Raw genomic sequence first — 19,001 nt, forward strand, 5'->3', positions numbered from 1 at the left:
TTAGTAAGCGATCGCGCAACCATCTCCTCGGGGTTCCGAAGCCGCGACAAAAACGTCTTCTTCTTTTAAAATCGCCTGACCTTTGCCAAAATTCGCCGCATTGTTAGTGACCGCAACTTGATGTCCTTTGCCTTCTAATTCTGCCGCAACGTTTGAAGACACCCCCGACTCTAAAATGACATGATTTTCGCGTAAAAACCGCCATCTCGGGGCATCTAAAGCCGCTTGAGGATTCATGCCATAATCAACAAGATTCGTGACAAATTGTACATGGCCTTGGGGCTGCATTTGTCCTCCCATCACACCAAACGATCCCCACGGTTGGCCATCTTTGCTTAAAAAACCGGGCATAATCGTGTGAAATGCACGTTTGCGAGGTCCGACTCGGTTGGGATGATCTGCTTCTAAGGTAAAACAACTCCCTCGATTATGTAAGGCAATGCCTGTATCGGGAACCAAGAGACCGCTCCCAAATCCATCGTAATTCGATTGGATTAAAGACACCATGAGATCTCCATCCGACGCGCAAAGGTAAACAGTACCGCCTTGGGGAAATCCGGGTTTGGCACAAGCTAAAGCGCGATCGCCGATCGCTTCCCGTCTTTTTGCCGCATAATCTTTAGCTAATAATTCCTCAATAGGCATCTGCATAAAATTGCGATCGCTAACATGGCAATGGATATCTGCAAAAGCCAATTTCATCGCTTCAATTTGCAGGTGATAGCTTTCTGCGGAGTCCCGAGGCCACCGTCCCAACTCATATCCTTCTAAAATATTTAAAGCCATCAATGCGCCCAAACCTTGAGTATTGGGCGGCATCTCCCAGACCGTGACATCGCGATAAGTCGTCTGAATGGGATCCACCCACTCCGCCTCGTGAGCGATTAAATCCCCGAGATTGATAATCCCTCCCGTATCGGCAGCAAAATGAGCGATTTGTTCCGCCATCTCTCCGCGATAAAATTTTTCATCGCCATGTTTGGCAATACTTCTCAAAGTGTAACCGTGAGCATCACTTTGCCATGTTTCTCCGGCTTTTGGAGCGCGGTTGTTGCGAAAAAACATCTTTTGAAAAGGGCGGTATTCTGGGGCGGTCAGAGGGAGATATTTACGTTCTGCTTGCTGCCATGCCAAAGCCGTTCGCGGCGAGACGGGAAATCCCTCTTCCGCATAGCGCACGGCGGGTTCAAATAAATGCTCGAAAGATAGCCGTCCCCAACGTTTCCAGAGTTTCTGCCACCCCGATACCGCCCCGGGAATCGTCACGGTTAACCAGCCGAGATCCGGCACTTGGGTCATTCCTTCAAAGCGATCGGGAGTAAACCGGAGGGGACTTTTCCCCGAAGCATTGAGACCGTGCAGTTTTCCATCCCAAACCAAAGCAAAAAGATCGCCACCGATGCCATTGGCGGTCGGTTCTACCACGGTCAGGGCGATCGCCATGGCCACGGCCGCATCAACGGCATTTCCTCCCGCCAGCAACATTTCCACCCCAGCTAAACTGGCGAGAGGTTGACTGGCGGCCACAGCCCCTCGTTTGCCCATCATGACTGTTCTGGAGGAAGGATAGGGATAAGACGTAAGGTTAGCATCTCGCATAATATTTCTGGGAGGAAAACGGTGATTAACGATCGACAAGTTGGATATGGTGAATTCGTTACTCTCTAGGGGGAACATGGAGCATCTCCGGAGGAGTTATCGCCGTCCCTCAATCTCAATTATCAACGATCAATTATCAAGTGGCACGCCCTCGAGTAATTTTCGGAAGGCGGCAATTTCAACTCGCTTACCCATAACGAGGAGGCGATCGCGGCATTCGAGAACGGTTTGACCGGTAGGATAATAAACTGTATCTTTGGCTTTTTGCATCACTAAAATGGTTGCCCCCGTGACCTTCCGGATATTGGCATCGGCAAGGGTCATACAATGTAACGGGGAAGTATCGGGAACCGATAACCATTCATTATGCAGGCTGGTGACCACTTTACTCATATCCTGACGAATAGCTGTATTACTCCGTTCCGGTCGGATGCTCGTATAGCGATCGCTGCGGATATCTTGAATGGTTCCTTGAATTTCGCTTTCGCTTTGGCCGAGAGTGGCCAGAAGGTGGGACCCCATTTCCAAACCCGCCTCAAATTCCGGTTGTACTACCTCTCGAGCGCCGATGTGAGTGAGAATGTCAATTTCTTCATCTCGATGCGATCGCGCCACAATGTCCAAATGGGGCGCAATTTCAAGGGCGTGTTTGACTAATAAACGTGTACTGGCAGCATCAGGAAGAGCGATGGCCAAGGCAATGGCATCTTCCAAACAAGCCCTTTCTAAAACCCATTCCGAATCCCCATCCCCAAAAAGATAAGGAATATCTTCCTGTTTCAAGCGTTGAATAGCGGCTTCGCTATTTTCGATCGCCAGCACTGGATAGCCGCGATCGCGCAAAATTTTCACAATGACTCGTCCGACGCGGCCATATCCAGCCACAACGATATGACCGGAAATTTTTTTAGGTTTCGCAAAGGCTTGCCGTCCTTTTAATTTCCGCAAATAGTATTTAATTAACGGCACGGTTAAAAGTTTATCAGCCAAACGAGGCGCAAATTTCATCCCGATAGGAGTTAGCACTAAAGTAATGGCAGTTGTCCCTAAAAGGAGAAGATATTGTTTTTCTGTTAATAAGTTGAACTTCATGCCCGTTAAAGCAAGAACAAAAGAAAATTCACCAATTTGATTCAAACCAAAACAAGAAATAATTGCCGTTTTAAAGGAATAATTGAAATTGAGGACGATCGGAAAAATAATTAAGGCTTTGCCAATCATCACTAATGCAACCATCCCTAAAATCGTACCAATATTCTCGGTGATAACTTGAGGATCGATTAACATGCCGATGGAGGCAAAAAACAAACTCGCAAACGTATCTCGTAAAGGAACGATACGAGTTAAGGCTTGATCGGAATGTTCGATTTCTGCAACCATTAAACCGGCAACAAATGCGCCCATTTCAATAGATAGTCCTAAGGCAGCAGTGGTCAGCGCGACACCTAAACATAAGGTAATGACTGCAAGTAAAAATAGTTCGCTGTTTTCCGTTTCGGCAACTTTTCGGATAATAGGAGGGACGATCCAATGGCCAGAGATAAGGGCAACGGTAAAAAAGAGAATGGCTTTGAGAATAGAGAGAAAAAGATAATAAATTAAATTCTCGGGGCGATCGAAAGCCGGTAAAATTGCCAGCATAATTCCCAATGCCAAGTCTTGAGCAATTAAAATTGCTAGCATGACTTGACCGTGTTGAGTATTTATTTCTCCTTTTTCGGTAAGGGTTTTCAGAACGACCGCCGTGGAAGACAAAGAAAGAATCGCACCGACAAAAATTCCTTGCAGAATGCCTTGCACCAAACCCAATGCAGTGGTCGTTATCGTAACAAGAATGAGAGTGCCACCGATTTGCAATAAACTGCCTTGAATCGCAATTTCTTTAACGCGCTTGAGTTCGGCTAAAGAAAATTCTACCCCTAGAGTAAAGAGGAGAAAGGCAACCCCAATTTCTGCGAGAGCTTTAATTTCGTTCAGTTCTTTGAGAAGTCCCAGCCCAAAAGGACCAATCAGAAACCCGCTAAAAAGATACCCCAAGAGGACGGGTTGCCTCAAGCGATTGGCTAAATAGCCGACCATCGCAGAAGCGCATAAAACCGCCGTTAAGTCAAGAATGAATTTATGTTCTGCGATCGCCATTTCAATGAACAATGAACAGTAAACAGTGAACAGCGAACGATAAAGGGTAAACGGTGAAGAACAATCTTCCTGACTGATAACTGATAACTGTTCTTACCGTTGTCCTTTTTGCCAACGAGCGATCGCTTTTTGAGCGCCCTCGTAACTGGAAGTTCCCTCGGGGACTAAATTTGCCGAGACGATCGCTTGTTGATAACGGCCTCGGGCGGCACGAGAATTGGCAATTAAATAAATTTGCCGACTCCAATTCTCGGTTAAATCCCGTGCTTGTAAGTACCCGGGCTGACCGTTGGGAATTTTTTTCAGTTCCTTAATGGCTTTATTGTAAGACGAGGCTTGAGTCGAGCGAATCATTCGCCGCGCCAAACGAATAATTTCATTATTCACCTTTTGTTGCTCTTTTTGTTCTGTCCAGAGCGTGATACTTTTTTGGGATTCGGCGTAAGTGGAGGCAATTTCTGGCGGCACTAAATTCGCCGCCGCGATCGCCGGAGCAAAATTTCCTTTCGCAGCACGACCTCGAGCGATATCTAAAATCACCTCACTCCAGCGAGAAATATCCCCTTGCGCCTCTTCATAGAGCGGGGCTCCCGGTTGAATTTTTTGGGCTTCTTTAATAGCGCGACTGAAACCCGAGGCTTGGTTGGTTTGAATATACGTTCTCGCTCGCGCCAAAATCGAGCGGCTGGATTCTATTGTTAAGGGTGGAGAGTCTGTTTCTGCCGTTGACTCGGTGGAATTTTGCGGCGAAGAAGTCGCAACATTTTGCGGTGCAGTCGCAACAGGAGGGGCTGGTGTGGGTGTTGCGCTTTGATTGGGATCGGCAGCCTCGGAAGCTGAATTTGTGGGGGGCGAATTTTCTGCGATTTCCTCTTGCGGTCGTCCTAACCACAGAAAAGCTAAAACTGCAAGAAAAATTGCTCCGGCTGCCGCCAAAATTGACCAATTCTTCCGCTTGGGCGTTTTTCGCTCTGGGGGAGGGATCTGCGGCATATTGTCAGGATGAGTCTCCTTGAAGCCTTCCCCATTGTTACTGTTATCGGCAGTTGTTTTTAAGGGCGGTAGATCGGGCAAACTGGGAATTTTGGCTGTTTCTAATTCCTCGGTCGTCGTTGCTTTGCCATTTTCGGCGATCGCGTCTTCTGCGCCCTCTGCCTCCTCTACTTCCTCGCGAGTAGGAAGGGGAGCCACGACCGTTGCGGCCTGTGCTTGCGTCCCACTTTCGGGCAATAAGGCTTGCTGGGCTAATTCCACTTCGGGAATAATGATAAGAGGGTGTTGAATGGGTCGCCAGTGATGCTCGCTCAGTTCTGGCAGGCGATCGTAAAGATAGCCGCTTAAATCGTGGAGAACGATATCTCGACCAAAATAGCGCAAGGCTTCTAAAAGAGCGGCGGAAAATATCCCGTGACCCAAGGCAACGGCTTCGTGAGATGATTCTGCCAATTGACTCGAAAGAATGAGCGAGATGCCCATTTCTGGGGCAAACTGAGCGATTTCTGCCCCTACTGCTTCTCCCGCAATCACCCCGGGAGAGCGGTTAATATCCAACAGGGCTAAAATGCGATCGAATCCTTTTTGTTTGAGATGTTCAAAGAGTTCTCGTGCGGGAATCCCCGTATTGGGAATGTCGGCGGGGTTGCCGTCAATGGGCATGAGATAGTCCGTCCCTTGCCAACTGACACCATAACCGCTAAAGAAAAACCATAACAGAGAGGTCGATTGTTTATCGAGCCAAGTGTCGAGCCAATAGAGAAGATTCTCTTTGCTCGGTTGTGTGGAGCGATCGCCGAGCCATGCCGAACTATCGGTCATGAGTAGGGCTTGCTCGGGGGGAAGCCCTGCCTCTTCGAGCAAAAGATGCTGAACCGCCCGAGCGTCGTCTTGAGCGTAACTCAGGGGTTGAATGAATTGGTAGCGATCGATCCCGATTGCGATGGAGGTGTAGTCTGCCATTTGCCCTACTTTTTGGTTTGTTGAATTTTAACCTAAGAGTGAAGCTAGATTATATTTTAGGGTGAGGATCGCCTTTTCAAGCTCTCAAATTTTTGCAAAACGATGAAAATTCTTGCTCGATCGCTCTCTATTTTACGCAAAATGTGCCTCACTCTCGGGATTTCGTTGAGTTTAGGGGTGAGTTTCTCTCTCGGACGTTCTGCGATCGCTCCCCAACGAGCATTAGCTTATACCGATGCGACAACCATAGAACTTTACTTGCGAGCCGGAGAATCTTTTCCTATTCTCCTGCGTCGGGCGGAAGTTGTCGCCCGAGCCGCCGCTCAACGCAGTTTTGATCGCGATATTCTCGTCACTTCTGTTTCCATTGATGTCGTGGGCAAAAATAATGGCGCGATCGCTCCCCTTCTCCGCTTGCACGTCAATCGCCAAATCTGGCAACGACAACCCGATCCCCAACTTTGGGCAACTTATTTTCCCAATGCGCCTTTTCTCTTGGGGGTTGAAGAATAATTTGCCGCCAAAATCCAGAAAATTTGACAAAAACGTAACAAAAATACTTTTTTTGCAAGTAATTACTGCTTCTCAGATTAGAAATTTCTCTTGTTTTAAAGAAATATTTTCAGTAGATTCTACACCTTTTAATCCCGATCGATATTCATTTTTATGTTATCTATCTCTGTATTTTTAGTGAATTAAAAATTAGATTTTTTTTATAAGTGTATTTCTCTCTCTAAATCCTCACGCTCTTGAGTATATTCCTCAGTGACCAGTCAATAATTATAACCGATACCATTTTTACCTTTCTTAATATTTATTTACATAATGTTGAATGAACTGAGGGAAATCCGTACCATTTCTGCATTAAAATTTAACTAATTTAAGAAAAAGTTATTACTTGAAAATTTGGGGGTGCCTAGTGCGAGGTACTACAATCGAGCCAAAACGGCAAGACAATTTAAAGAAACCGGAAAGTTTGCGATCGGCTACTTCTACAACCCATCAGAATCACCAACCTTATTGGGATGAAATAGATTGGGATGAGAAAAAAATTGCCAAAAAAGAAGACAATAGTTTCAAAGCTCAATTAAAATGCTTGCAAAAACAGCATTTTACCGGGCGGCTGGATATTGACGTTCAAGGGAAAAAATGGAGTTTGTATCTCTCCTTGGGGCGTTTTGCTTGGGCATCGGGAGGCTCTCACCCGGGACGGCGATGGCGGCGACAGTTAATTCGCACGGGAATCTCCAAACGCATTCAAGGGAAAAGTAAAAACCGCTTTGAATGTTGGGATTACGAATTATTGACCTTGTTATCCCAAAGAAAACTCATTAATAAAGACCAGCAAATTACAATTTTGCGAGGGACGGTAGCAGAAATTTTATTTGAGATCGTGCAGGCGATAAGATTGGCTTCTCTCAGTCAAGCGGCGGCGCATCAAAACCTAGAAGTAGCCCAAAAACCTCATGCAGAAAAGAGCGATCGCACGTTTACCCTAACCCCTCGTTTGGGGGTGCGCCCTTCCAACAGCGATACAGGAATCTTCCCCAGAGACTGGACATTAGAAGTTGAATTGGCTTTAGCAATGACGGAAAAAGCATGGGAAAGGTGGGCAAAATCAGGCTTAGCATTGTGTTCGCCCAATTTAGCACCCATGCTCAAGAATACTGAGAAATTAAAAGCACAGGTTTCCCCCAAAACCTATGAAAATCTTGCCGATCTGATTAACGGCAAGCGGACGTTAAGAGATTTAGCGATCCTGATGAAAAAAGATATCTTGGGGTTAACTAAATTACTGCTTCCCTATATTCGCAGCCAAGCGATCGCCTTGATAGAACTTGAAGATTTACCCCTTTCTCCGACGGCAACCCAAGGAGATAAAGAGAACAGAGCAACCCCCGAACCCCAAAAAAGCGATCGCGGCACAATCTTGTGTATTGATGATAGTTCTCAAATTCGTCGTTTAATGGAAACTTTATTAACGAATGCGGGTTATCGCGTCGTTACCGTTGGGGAAGCCATTAAAGCCTTACCGACCCTACTCGAATGTAACCCCGATGCCATCTTCCTCGATCTGATGATGCCCATCGCCAATGGTTATGAAATTTGTACGCAAATTCGCCGCATCGATCGCTTTAAAAATACCCCCATTGTCATTTTGACAGGGAATGATGGTCTCGTAGACCGAGTGCGGGCAAAAATGGCCGGAGCGACAGATTTTCTCGCCAAGCCCGTCAATCGCGATCGCATTTTGGCCGCAGTAGGTAAATATATTAAAGCGTAAAGAATAATACCTGCCAGAGAAACCATGAACGAATCCTACGAGATCTCCATTCGCGATCGCGCCACAGGAAAAGAATATTGCGCTCGAGTGCCAAGCGATCGCTACATTCTCCAGAGCTTGGAAGAGCAAGAAATCGAGCTACCTTTTTCCTGTCGCAATGGGGCTTGTACCACCTGTGCAGTAAGAGTTCTCTCGGGAGATATCGACCAACCCGAAGCCGTGGGACTCTCCCCAGACCTGAGAAAAAAAGGCTATGCGCTATTATGCGTAGGCTATGCGCGATCGGATATTCGGGTAGAAACCCAAGACGAAGATGAAGTCTACGAACTACAATTCGGGCAGTATTTTGCCAAAGGACGGGTACGCTTTGGTTTTCCCCTTGACGAAGACTAACTGGTAACTGATAACTGGTAACTGATAACTGATAACTGATGACAGTTCGTGGGATATTAAGAACAGAAACCTCTTTTAAGGGAAAAAATCCGTGCAGTCAACTTCCGCCGAACAACTGCAAATCTTCCTCGATATTGCCACAGAAGCCGCTCTCGCTGCCGGAGCAATTCTGCGGGACTGTTGGGGTAAAATCGAATCCATCGAAGAAAAACGCCCCGGAGATCTTGTCACTGAAGTTGACAAACAATCTGAAGCTATCATTCTTAAAATACTCAATCGCCACTTCCCCGATCATCCCATCCTAGCGGAAGAATCGGGCATCATTGGCGGCAGTCAAGAACAATATTTATGGGCAATTGACCCCCTCGACGGCACCACGAATTATGCCCACGGCTACCCGGCTTCTTCCGTTTCTATCGGTTTATTAATTGACGATATTCCTCATGTTGGCGTAATTTACGATCCCGTGCGCGATCTCCTCTATCGTGCCGCCAAAGGACTCGGGGCAACCTGCAACCGCCGTCCCATCCAAGTCTCATCAACAACCGATCTGCGTCACAGTCTGCTCGTGACGGGTTTCGCATACGATCGCCGCGAAACAGCAGATAATAACTACGCTGAATTTTGCTATTTAACGCATTTAACCCAAGGCGTTCGTAGAGGTGGATCGGCCGCATTAGATTTAGCCCTCGTGGCTTGCGGAAACCTCGATGGTTACTGGGAAAGAGGGTTGAAACCTTGGGATATTGCGGCGGGAATCGTTCTTCTAGAAGAAGCAGGAGGAAGCGTGACAGCCTATGATGAAAGTCCTCTCGATCTCAAATCCGGTCGCCTCTTAGCGACGAATGGTCATCTTCATGAGGCGCTATCGCGATCGCTTTTAGCGACCCCCCCCATTCAAGTTTGGTCTAACTGGGAAACCATGCAAAGTTTATAAGCAAAATCGAGGAAAAGCCGGCTATCTTCTCTGGGAGAGAAAAATCAGACAATGAGGGCTACTCCCCGCAAATCTAGGACATACTATAGTTAATTCCGTTCGTTAATTCCCTTCCTACTCGAGCCAATTATGTCTTTTAACATTCAACGCGGACTTTTTAAATATGACATCACCGACCACTATGCTATTTTGGGCATTCCCTTAAATACGAATGCCAAAGCTATTCGCAAGCAATATCTCAAACTCGCTCATAGTTTGCACCCCGATAAGTTAAGAGGTGCCAGCGATCGCGAACGCCAACAAGCGAATGATATTTTATCAAAACTGGTTAACCCCGCCTACGAAACCCTCAAAGATAAATCGAAAACCCGCAAGGAATATCATATCGTTCTCGAACAGACGGGGAAGCGTTTGGCAGGAGAAGGCTTACCTACTCTCGAAAGCGAAGCCGCCAAGAAACTCTCTCAAGCAAGCGGGGATATTGATTCGGCTTATAAACGAGAACTCTCGAGTTTAGCTTCCGGTCAGTATCAAGCGATCGCACAAGCCGTTGAACAAATTGCCGCGATCAGTGAATTAAATATGGTTTACTTGATGCGAAAAGAAGGGCAAGGCATGAGACCAGCGACCAGTTCCCCTCCCCCAAAAGTTGGCTCTCCGCCCCCAAAAAGTCAAAAACCGGGAGTTTCTCAACCGCCTCAGCCGCAAACTTCTCCGATCGATCCCTACCTGCGTCGGGCGCGAGAATATATTGAAAAAGGAAATTTTGCCAAAGCCATTCTCGAATTACGGGATGGTCTCAAACTCGATCCCAAAAATAGTGCCTGTCATAGTTTAATGGGATTGGCCTATTTAAAACAAAATCAAGTCAGCATGGCAAAAGTGCATATCACGAAAGCCTTGCAATACAATCCCCAAGATGAGCTCGGACTCAAAGGCAAAGCCGCCCTCGATCGCCTTGCTGGTAAAACCGGCGGAAAACAAACCGCCACAACTGGAAAAGGAAAATCCAGCAAGTCCAATCAGAAATCGGGAAGCGGCGGGATGTTCGGGCTATTTGGCGGCAAGAAAAAGTAACTAATATCAACATGATTCACCAACCTCCAGCCGGAACTCGAGATTTACTTCCCCTTGATGTCGCCCAAAAACGCTGGATCGCCGATCGCTTGCGGCACGTTTTTCATCAATGGGGATATCAACGCATTATTACGTCCACTTTAGAGCGGATGGATGCGCTCACTGCAGGCGGCGCGATCGATCCCGCAACAGTGATTCAAATAGAAGAAACCCCCGAGGGTCGTTTGGGGTTGCGACCGGAACTCACGGCATCGATCGCTCGGGCTGCCGTCACGCGCATGGCAGGGAGTACCTATCCCCAACGCTTGTATTACAATGCCAATGTTTTTCGCCACTTTGACCGGGGACACCACGGCAAACAAATGGAGTTCTATCAAACCGGGGTAGAACTATTACACGCAGGTGGAAGTTTAGCCGATACGGAAATTCTCCTCTTGTTGGCACAGAGCTTGCAAAGTTTGGGACTCGAAGAATGGCATATGATTTTAGGAGAAGCAGAACTGACGCGATCGCTACTTTCTCTCTTTCCTGAATCAATCCGCACCAAAGTGCGTCACTGCATCGCCAATCTAGATCGCGTAACCTTAGAGTCTCTAGAACATCCAGACTTATCGGATGGTTTACGAGAGCAAGCATTAATGTTATTTGATTTGCGAGGAAAACCTGCGGATGTTTTGCAAGCAGTGTCGAATTGGGACTTAGATTCACGATGTGAGAAAATTGTCAATGAGTTAAAAAATCTTTTCCATCGCTTAGAAAGTAGTTCCCCCAATCTCCCCATCGTTCTCGATTTGAGTTTAATCCAAACTCTTGATTACTATACGGGGATTGTGTTTGAGGTGGTTTCCACTAAAAATAATCAATGCCGAATTTTAGGAAAAGGCGGACGCTACGATCGCCTGCTCGAACTCTATCACCCGGAAGGTAAAAGCTCTCCCGGGATTGGCTTTGCCTTGAATTTAGAAGAATTACACGCTTGTTTGCTCTCTTCGGAAGAATTACTGCGATTGACCCCTGCGAGTGATTGGTTGGTCATTCCTGCAAGTCCCCAAGCCGAAATTGCGGCTATTACTTACGCCCAAACTTTGAGAAATTCGCAACAGTTGGTGCGAGTAGAATTGGATTTGGGGGGACGTTCCTCGGAAGGAATTCGCGAATATGCTCAGAGTTCTCGCATTTCTCGCTTAGTGTGGATAGAAGCAGATGGAACGTCAAAAATTGAAAATTTAGAGTCGCCAGACGAGGAAAAATAATGCCGTTGATTCTTTATGCAAAACCGGACTGTCATTTATGCGAAGGATTGCAAGAAAAGTTAGAACAATGCCTCCGTCAAGATGATTTTCAAGAAGTAGAATTAACAGTTCGCGATATTACCACGCGAGAGGATTGGTTTAATGCCTATCAATACGAAATCCCTGTATTAGCGCAAGAAATAGAGGGGAAAGAGCAGATTTTACCACGTCCTTCCCCGCGTACTTCAGTTCGTCAACTGGCGAAGTTCTTGCAGAAATACGGATTTTGATCGCATGCGAAAAATAGGGAATTTAGAATTGGCGCGATCGCTCAAAAACCTCTGCTGCCAACTCAATCTCATCTAATTCTCTGCGATCTTGCAATCGTCGTAAATGTTCTTTGGGAATCTCGTCAACCTTGGGTAAAAGCGATCGCAACACTTCAATAACATCTTTGTGAGCAATAAAATATTTTAAAGGTTTGGTATAGGGTTCGATCTGCGATCGCTATCTCTAATACAACATTTTCTCACTAATCTATGCTTATACTAACTGAGAAGACAAGGAAAAGAGAAAAAGTAAAATAAGCTCTTTTCCTTGAAACTTTAACTACACCGATCTTTCAATCTTCAATATTCCCCAAAGGAATAGCAATACGAAACTCCGTCCCGCGCCCACTTTCCGAGAAACAGTCTAATGTTCCGCCATGTTTCTCGACAATAATTTGATGGCTAATGGATAATCCCAAACCCGTTCCTTTTCCGACGGGTTTGGTCGTAAAAAAGGGATCGAAAATTCGCGATCGCGCCTCATTGGGAATTCCCATTCCATTATCTTTAATCAAAACAATCGCTTGCTCTCCTTCAATCTGCGTTGTAATCTCAATTTGAGGATTTTCGCTATTTTCTAAAGCATCGATCGCATTACCAATAATATTCATAAATACCTGATTGAGTTGCCCGGCGTAACAATCAATCGGGGGTAAATTGACATAATTTTTCTTGACTGTAATGCCTTTTTTTAATTTTCCTTGTAGAATTGCGAGGGTACTGTCAATTCCTTGTTCGATCTCGAAAGAAGTCGGACAATCGATATCTCCACGAGAAAACAAACGTAAAGAGTTGACAATATTACTCACGCGATCGCACCCTTGTTTCATGGAATTAATAATTTTCGGAAAATCCTCAATTAAAAAATCGAGATCGATATTTTCGATATAATCTTGAACATCTGGAGAATTACAGCGATCGCGGCATAATTCAGCAAGGGTGAGAATATCTTGACTGTAATCAGAAACCGGGCTGAGGTTAGCGGTAATAAAATTGAGCGGATTATTAATTTCATGGGCAATTCCCGCAACTAATTGTCCGAGAGCCGCCATTTTTTCTTGTTGAGCAATCTGATTTTGCGCTTCAATGCGTTCCTGTACTAACATTTCAGCTTGTGCGGCAATCGTTTTCTCAATCGCGCGATCGGTTGCTAATAAATTACTGCGATCGATCGCGGCTGCTAATGTCGTTAGAATTGAACGAAGAAATAAAGGTTCATGCTCCCATGCACGAGAGCGATAATCAAAAAGAGCGATCGCCCCAGTATGTCCCAAATTAGATTGAAAAGGAACGCATAATAGCGAGCGAATCTCAGCAGAATATAATGCTTTAATAAAAGCAAGATCGCTTTCTGTGGAAAAAGACTGGCGATTGCGATGAGTTAAAATTTCTTCGGTATCATTAACGCAAATCGTTCGAGTTTCTTGAATTTTTTCCTGTAAAAAAACAGATTCGGTAATCGGAAAATTTTCGGGATAAATTGTAGGAGCTAAATAAGCGAAATGAACGCCAAAGCGATTACAACAACGTTGACTGACAATTTCAATAATTTCGGCAACAGTATTGCTTTTTTCAATATCTCGACTCAGTAATATTGTTTCTTCAAAAAGCAATTGTTTTTCAGTAGAGATAATCTGATTATTTTTCAGAAATTCTTCAGGATATTGTAATTGATGTTCGAGAATATCGGGTAAAATTTGGTTTTTTCGATTATTAGCAGAGAGGTCATAAGAAATCTTCAAGTTCTTGCGATCGCCGCGAAAAGACAAACCAATTCCTTGAATGGAATAAAGATCGTTTAACCCCATAACGCGCACGAGATTGCCTAAGTGAAATTTAGGTTGAATTTTCTGTTTTGCAGGCAAGCGATCGACAATATCTGTAGTACTTATTTGATAAATCGCACCATCTTCACATTGCACGCCAACAGAAAGCTCTTGAGAGTAAGGGGATGAACGCGAGTAACAAATTGCATTACCCCATCGCTGTACGATTTTATGCTCGCCATTATCCAGTATGCGATCGCTAAAACTGATGCGATCGAAGAGATTGATTCTCTTTGTACCACTCAAGATATTTTGCAGCATAGTTTCCATCCTTGGGTAATTGTAGACACACCACATCGGTAAAGATTGTTAAACAAGAAAGATCTCAACGCTACTTTGAGTTCAGATGTTGATGTTTGTCTCGCAAACATAATCTCACTTCTTTTTCCTTTATAATTCTTATCAAATTTTTCGTCAAGCCTAGACGTAATAAAGTTTGTTTGCAGATTGTAGCGATATCTTTACAATATAAAGAAAATTAAAGAAAATCCGAATAAAAACCAATATTAGTGACACAAATCACACGCAACATGAGAGAATTTCTTTCAATCAATTCGTTCGAGGAAGTCCGTGACGATTTCGCTTTTGTGGTATCCAGAAAAAACAGTTCGTGAAGTATTTAGAGACTGTGATGGGCAAATTCGATATCCGACATTAAAAGGCATTCGCGAGAGAAAAATAAACCGCATTACGATAAAAACCTTGATAAGACTGCAAAATATATATTGTTCTTATCAAGGTCAAGATATTCCCTTAATCTTGGACGAACAAATCGCCTTATCTTTCTCAACACAATGGAAAGCAGGGGAAATTTATAAGCAAACCGGGATCGATCGCGATACCCTCAAAGCGGCCTTGCGAGGAGAACTCGCGATCGCGTCCCTCGATACTTATTGGCGATTGTGGACATGGGCGCGAGATATGTTAGAAATCGACCATCTCGACGATTTGGTGATTGGCAGGCATTTATCCGAATCCCCGATAATCTGGCTGGAAGATTTGTTTATACAAGAGACGTTTCGCGCTCCTGTAAATTTAGATTCAACAAAACTGTTGCAATCAAAGAACAGCAAACAATTATCAAGTGATAGTAATTGATAACTGTTCACTGCTAACTGTTCGCTAATTTGCCCAATTTTTCGCCCGTTCTACTGCCCGTAGCCAAACTTGAAAGCCTTCTCGGGCTTGAGTTTGTCCTTCTCCCGGTGCAAAGACGCGATCGATTTGTCGCTTGGCAATGATACTCTCATAACTCTCCCAAAACCCGATCGCCAGTCCCGCCCCAAAAGCAGCCCCCTGCGCCGTCGCATCTTGCACGGCGGGGCGTTCTACGGGAATCCCCAAAACATCTGCCTGAAACTGCATTAAAAAGTCGTTTTTCGAAGCTCCGCCATCCACTTTTAAGAGAGAAATGGGATCGGCAGCATCTTTATTCATGGCTTCAACGGCTTCTTTGACTTGATAGGCAATGGATTCTAACACCGATCGCACGATATGTTCCCGTTTGACTCCACCGGTAATGCCTTGAAAAGATCCCCGCGCATTCATATCCCAGTGGGGAGCCCCCAAGCCGCTTAATGCTGGGACGAAATACACCCCTTTATTTTCTCCCGCCAGACGCGCTAAAGATTCGGTTTCAGCAGCCGATTGAATCAATTGCAATCCATCCCGCAACCATTGAATGCAGGCTCCTGTCGTAAACATTGCGGCTTCTAGCGCATAGTTTGTTTGGGTCTCCGTTGCCCAAGCAACCGTTGCCAGGAGGTGGTTTTGCGATCGCGTCAGTTCCGTCCCCGTTTGCGCCACCAAAAAACACCCCGTTCCATAGGTGCATTTGAGCAAACCGGGGCGATCGCAGCCATGAGCAAATAAAGCCGCTTGTTGATCGCCAAAAATAGCCGTGATGGGGATTTCCTTGCCGAATAATTCCGGATCGACAGTGCCGAATGTTCCCATTGAGGGTTTAATTTCCGGCATAATCTGGGGCGGAATGCCAAATAAATCTAGCAATGTCTCATCCCACGTTCCTGTTGCTAAGTTCATCAACATAGTGCGACTGGCATTACTGCGATCGGTGGCGTGGACTTTCCCGCCAGTAAGATTCCATAACACCCAAGTATCGACGGTTCCCGCCAATACATTGTCCATATTGACTTCCGGCTGTTCTTTTTTCAGCCAGTCTAATAACCAGGCCAATTTTGTCGCTGAAAAGTAGGCATCTAAAACGAGTCCCGTGCGTTCTTGAATCTCTGCTGCTTTACCTTGTGCTGTTAATTCATTACAGAGGGAAGCCGTGCGCCGATCTTGCCAAACGATCGCCTTATGAAAAGGTTGTCCGGTAGTTTTATCCCATAACAAACAGGTTTCGCGCTGTACTGTTAATCCGATTGCACCGACTTGAGAAGCCTTTGTATCGGTTTGCGCCAAAACATTCGCGATCGCTTCCCGCGTATCCCGCCAAATTTCCTTACCATCGTGTTCCAACCAGCCGGGGTGAGGATAATATTGAGGCAATTCTTTATAGGCTTGACCGACAACATTACCTTCACGATTGAAGAGAATAGCGCGGTTTCCGGTGGTTCCTAAGTCGAGGGCGAGGATATATTGCGGGGTTGTACTCATAACCGATCGATTATCAATTTTTCAGTTATTCATTATCAGTTATCGATCGCTCGACTGGAACGGCAATGATAAGATTGTTTATATTGCACCGGACATGGCAATTTTCTAGAGAATGCCATGCGATCGCCAATATTCAAGATATTCCTAAATTAAAATGGTTGTTTAAACAAGCGATCGCGATCGGATCTCTGGCTGAATTTCAAACACTTCTCGATAAAAATGGAAATGAAAATGAAATTAATTGAAGTCATGCGATCGCGTTCTCATTTTCTCTCTTGATTATGTTTAGCTGTTCTAAGACTTCTTGGAATTCAATTGCGATCGCTTCTGATTTTGGTTCTTGATTTTGAATGAATCTGACCTCGATCTTATCTTTGGAGTCGAGAACAGTTTTAAGCACTAATAGATTTTTTTCTTGTTGCAAGATCCTATACATTTTTTCATCGTTGGAATTTTTCTCGATCTTAGATTTATCGATTGAAGATGTATTATAAAAAACCACTCCTTTAAATTCTATAGATATATTATCCTTGACAAAACCTCTGTTAGAATATTTATGATTATTTAAGGTTAGCAGCATACACATTCGGTTGATAGAGCATCGAAATTTATCGGCAATCATTCTTAATTGACCGGCGCGATTGTCTCCTTTAAACTCCTGAATTGTTAAGTTGTTTTTCAATTCAACTAGAATAACATAAAGCGTATATTTTCGATTTCTTCTTTTTTTGAGAATCAGCAGAGCAATCTCTGTAGTTTTTGCCGAGGTCTTAAAACCTTCCAATCCTTTAATTTCTGTTTCCAGATTGATACGCCATATTCTTTCTATTCCTTTTTTAAGCGTATTATTTGAGATAACATTTCGTGCGATCGCCTCCTGACAATCGAGGAGAGAAACCTTTTGTAGTTTTCCCGTTTTTCCGATATTCTTTTCCTCACCAATTTCTATTGGTCGAGCTAGATCGTTAAAATCACTACAATAATTAAACAATTCTTGAACTATACGATCTGTTTCATCTTGCAAAAAGTCATAAAAGCTATTTCTTACAAACTCATATTGATAACTATTCGTCATCGTCTTCGTCTCTTCCTTTAAGATAAATATAGTCGGTTAAAACGTCTGCACATTCATCGATCGCACTGGTAATTTCTTGGAAATCCCTAAAGTAAATACTGTAATGACCGCTATTATACTCAATGATGCGATCGCCAGTAAAGAAATAAATACCAACATCTTTTCGAGCAATGGAAGTGGATGAGTTAATATATTTTAAATTATGTTCTTCTATAATATCATCTAAATTGCAATTATGCTCATTTTTCAAAATATCGAGATATACATAATTATTCAACGCATTTGCCAACAAAGGGCTATGAGTCGTAATCAAAACTCGATTCTCATTTTGATTCGCAAAATCGAGCAGAATTTCGAGAAGCAAGACTTGATTTTCAGGATGCAAGTTTTCTTCTGGTTCATCCATCATCAAAAAATTGTTTTCCTCTGCAACCCAATATTTGAAGTACAAATACAATAAACTCAACTGATTAACAGAAGAGGATGCTAGATACATCGGTAAATCTATTTCTTGTTTGTTGGGTTTAAAAAAGAACTCAATTGGTGCTATTCCTTCTAGACTTTTTATTGTAATATCCCCTCCCATTATTTCCACTAAACGCTCAACTAAATTTGTATAATGAGATACTTCTTCTGGATTGGTATTAAGAGAATAAACGGCTTCAATAGCTCGATTCATAGGTTCTGTATATTGTCTTTTAAATAAACCAGCTTTCCTTAATACTTCAATATCTACTCTTGAAGGATCTCCTTTTGTTTCCTCAAAAAGATCGACCATTTTTCTGATCAATTCTTCTCTATTCTTTCTCTCTATATCATAAACATAACGATAAAATACTGGATAAAATGAGCGATTGGAAGGCAGAAAAAAGGTTTGATGCTTATTTTCTAACAACATCAATATAATAAAGAAAATAGCAGTTCTTTTAACTCCTAATTTTATATCCTTTCTTGTATTTTGTAATACTTTTTCAGGAATTGATTCAAGAATAGATTGAGGTAATGGCTTTTCTTCAATTTTCAATATTAGTGAGTCAATCTCTTTGGTAAGACTAATATACTCAGACGCTTGTTCTTGTTCTTCTGAGGACAAGCTAAAAACATTATTTTCTATACTATGTTCTTTTAATTCATTAATATTAAAATCAAAGGATATAGAGATTTTTTGTGCAAGCAATGAATTCTTACTAACATTATAAATATCACTCATTTCTTGCTCTATGAAACGAGAAAATTTCTCTAGGAGATTGGTAACTATGCTTTCATTGATTTCAAATTCTTGTGTAATTTCAATTTTTATTTCTTCTTCTTTAAGCCGATCGGTAAATCCCTTTATAATGCGACGATTGAATATTGTCCAGAGAAGCTGAGAAACATAAGTTTTTCCGCTATTATTAGCCCCAACAAAAACATAAAATCGCTTTGATAAATCGATTTCTTGCGTATTATTTTTAATCGGTCCTAAATTTTTTATTAGTAACTTCATCTTGCCCGATCGCCTTCCCTAAATATCTAAACCCGAAGTATAGCAA

17 protein-coding genes are annotated in these 19,001 nt (G+C 43.7%); 9 read left to right on the top strand and 8 right to left on the bottom strand.

The window, feature by feature from the left end:
* The 3 genes from AC6RV6_RS05500 to AC6RV6_RS05510 all read right to left on the bottom strand — a co-directional run bounded on the left by AC6RV6_RS05500 (window position 1) and on the right by AC6RV6_RS05510 (window position 5,694).
* Window positions 1-1,599 (bottom strand): gamma-glutamyltransferase family protein, encoded by a 1,599-nt coding sequence (locus AC6RV6_RS05500; protein WP_500239584.1) that lies wholly within the window; start codon window positions 1,597-1,599, stop codon window positions 1-3.
* Between the two features lie 129 nt (window positions 1,600-1,728).
* Window positions 1,729-3,738, bottom strand: a complete 2,010-nt coding sequence (locus AC6RV6_RS05505) for a monovalent cation:proton antiporter family protein (RefSeq protein ID WP_500239585.1) — start codon at window positions 3,736-3,738, stop codon at window positions 1,729-1,731.
* A 93-nt stretch (window positions 3,739-3,831) separates the two neighbouring features.
* Complete coding sequence (locus tag AC6RV6_RS05510) at window positions 3,832-5,694, bottom strand: caspase family protein (protein ID WP_500239586.1); 1,863 nt, start codon at window positions 5,692-5,694, stop codon at window positions 3,832-3,834.
* Window positions 5,695-5,796: 102 nt separating this feature from the next.
* Between AC6RV6_RS05510 and AC6RV6_RS05515 the strand changes: the two genes are divergently transcribed.
* The 7 genes from AC6RV6_RS05515 (at window position 5,797) to AC6RV6_RS05545 (ending at window position 11,907) form a co-directional block, all read left to right on the top strand.
* Window positions 5,797-6,207: a hypothetical protein gene (locus AC6RV6_RS05515; RefSeq protein ID WP_500239587.1), complete on the top strand. Its 411-nt coding sequence runs from the start codon at window positions 5,797-5,799 to the stop codon at window positions 6,205-6,207.
* 406 nt (window positions 6,208-6,613) lie between these two features.
* Complete coding sequence (locus AC6RV6_RS05520) at window positions 6,614-7,978, top strand: response regulator (RefSeq protein WP_500239589.1); 1,365 nt, start codon at window positions 6,614-6,616, stop codon at window positions 7,976-7,978.
* A gap of 24 nt (window positions 7,979-8,002) precedes the next feature.
* Window positions 8,003-8,371, top strand: a complete 369-nt coding sequence (locus AC6RV6_RS05525) for a 2Fe-2S iron-sulfur cluster-binding protein (RefSeq protein WP_500239590.1) — start codon at window positions 8,003-8,005, stop codon at window positions 8,369-8,371.
* A gap of 91 nt (window positions 8,372-8,462) precedes the next feature.
* The gene (locus AC6RV6_RS05530; protein ID WP_500239591.1) at window positions 8,463-9,308 is read left to right on the top strand and encodes an inositol monophosphatase family protein; all 846 of its coding nucleotides are present in this window, start codon (window positions 8,463-8,465) and stop codon (window positions 9,306-9,308) included.
* A gap of 129 nt (window positions 9,309-9,437) precedes the next feature.
* Window positions 9,438-10,385, top strand: a complete 948-nt coding sequence (locus AC6RV6_RS05535; RefSeq protein WP_500239592.1) for a J domain-containing protein — start codon at window positions 9,438-9,440, stop codon at window positions 10,383-10,385.
* Window positions 10,386-10,396: 11 nt separating this feature from the next.
* The gene (locus AC6RV6_RS05540; RefSeq protein ID WP_500239593.1) at window positions 10,397-11,638 is read left to right on the top strand and encodes an ATP phosphoribosyltransferase regulatory subunit; all 1,242 of its coding nucleotides are present in this window, start codon (window positions 10,397-10,399) and stop codon (window positions 11,636-11,638) included.
* Entirely contained in the window at window positions 11,638-11,907 is a 270-nt protein-coding gene (locus tag AC6RV6_RS05545) for a glutaredoxin family protein (protein ID WP_500239594.1), read from the top strand. The genes AC6RV6_RS05540 and AC6RV6_RS05545 overlap by 1 nt, the downstream gene beginning before the upstream one ends.
* A gap of 22 nt (window positions 11,908-11,929) precedes the next feature.
* Here the strand turns inward: AC6RV6_RS05545 and AC6RV6_RS05550 are convergent, their stop codons facing one another.
* Window positions 11,930-12,058: a hypothetical protein gene (locus AC6RV6_RS05550; protein WP_500239595.1), complete on the bottom strand. Its 129-nt coding sequence runs from the start codon at window positions 12,056-12,058 to the stop codon at window positions 11,930-11,932.
* A 181-nt stretch (window positions 12,059-12,239) separates the two neighbouring features.
* Entirely contained in the window at window positions 12,240-14,033 is a 1,794-nt protein-coding gene (locus AC6RV6_RS05555) for a sensor histidine kinase (protein WP_500239596.1), read from the bottom strand.
* A gap of 309 nt (window positions 14,034-14,342) precedes the next feature.
* On the opposite strand from AC6RV6_RS05555, the gene AC6RV6_RS05560 reads away from it, so the two are divergent.
* Entirely contained in the window at window positions 14,343-14,870 is a 528-nt protein-coding gene (locus AC6RV6_RS05560) for a hypothetical protein (RefSeq protein WP_500239597.1), read from the top strand.
* 24 nt (window positions 14,871-14,894) lie between these two features.
* On the opposite strand, the gene glpK is transcribed toward AC6RV6_RS05560, so the two are convergent.
* Window positions 14,895-16,394 carry a glycerol kinase GlpK gene (glpK, locus tag AC6RV6_RS05565; RefSeq protein ID WP_500239599.1) on the bottom strand — a complete coding sequence of 500 codons (1,500 nt, stop codon included), beginning with the start codon at window positions 16,392-16,394 and terminating at the stop codon, window positions 14,895-14,897.
* Between the two features lie 65 nt (window positions 16,395-16,459).
* Between glpK and AC6RV6_RS05570 the strand changes: the two genes are divergently transcribed.
* Window positions 16,460-16,639, top strand: coding sequence for a hypothetical protein (locus AC6RV6_RS05570; protein ID WP_500239600.1), 180 nt, complete (start codon window positions 16,460-16,462; stop codon window positions 16,637-16,639).
* A gap of 2 nt (window positions 16,640-16,641) precedes the next feature.
* Here AC6RV6_RS05570 and AC6RV6_RS05575 read toward each other — a convergent pair whose 3' ends face one another.
* A complete protein-coding gene (locus AC6RV6_RS05575) occupies window positions 16,642-17,469 on the bottom strand; it encodes a hypothetical protein (RefSeq protein WP_500239601.1) in 828 nt (275 codons plus the stop codon).
* Complete coding sequence (locus AC6RV6_RS05580) at window positions 17,459-18,955, bottom strand: AAA family ATPase (protein ID WP_500239602.1); 1,497 nt, start codon at window positions 18,953-18,955, stop codon at window positions 17,459-17,461. Before AC6RV6_RS05580 ends, AC6RV6_RS05575 begins: the two co-directional genes overlap by 11 nt.
* Window positions 18,956-19,001: the final 46 nt, after the last annotated feature.

It is taken from the genome of Spirulina sp. LEGE 11439, from assembly GCF_059821285.1.

Excerpts from the sequence above, each read along its gene's own strand:
- AC6RV6_RS05500 (WP_500239584.1), bottom strand. The coding sequence starts at position 1,599 with ATGCGAGATGCTAACCTTACGTCTTATCCCTATCCTTCCTCCAGAACA.
- AC6RV6_RS05505 (WP_500239585.1), bottom strand. The coding sequence starts at position 3,738 with ATGGCGATCGCAGAACATAAATTCATTCTTGACTTAACGGCGGTTTTA.
- AC6RV6_RS05510 (WP_500239586.1), bottom strand. The coding sequence starts at position 5,694 with ATGGCAGACTACACCTCCATCGCAATCGGGATCGATCGCTACCAATTC.
- AC6RV6_RS05515 (WP_500239587.1), top strand. The coding sequence starts at position 5,797 with ATGAAAATTCTTGCTCGATCGCTCTCTATTTTACGCAAAATGTGCCTC.
- AC6RV6_RS05525 (WP_500239590.1), top strand. The coding sequence starts at position 8,003 with ATGAACGAATCCTACGAGATCTCCATTCGCGATCGCGCCACAGGAAAA.
- AC6RV6_RS05535 (WP_500239592.1), top strand. The coding sequence starts at position 9,438 with ATGTCTTTTAACATTCAACGCGGACTTTTTAAATATGACATCACCGAC.
- AC6RV6_RS05540 (WP_500239593.1), top strand. The coding sequence starts at position 10,397 with ATGATTCACCAACCTCCAGCCGGAACTCGAGATTTACTTCCCCTTGAT.
- AC6RV6_RS05545 (WP_500239594.1), top strand. The coding sequence starts at position 11,638 with ATGCCGTTGATTCTTTATGCAAAACCGGACTGTCATTTATGCGAAGGA.
- AC6RV6_RS05555 (WP_500239596.1), bottom strand. The coding sequence starts at position 14,033 with ATGCTGCAAAATATCTTGAGTGGTACAAAGAGAATCAATCTCTTCGAT.
- glpK (WP_500239599.1), bottom strand. The coding sequence starts at position 16,394 with ATGAGTACAACCCCGCAATATATCCTCGCCCTCGACTTAGGAACCACC.
- AC6RV6_RS05570 (WP_500239600.1), top strand. The coding sequence starts at position 16,460 with ATGATAAGATTGTTTATATTGCACCGGACATGGCAATTTTCTAGAGAA.
- AC6RV6_RS05575 (WP_500239601.1), bottom strand. The coding sequence starts at position 17,469 with ATGACGAATAGTTATCAATATGAGTTTGTAAGAAATAGCTTTTATGAC.
- AC6RV6_RS05580 (WP_500239602.1), bottom strand. The coding sequence starts at position 18,955 with ATGAAGTTACTAATAAAAAATTTAGGACCGATTAAAAATAATACGCAA.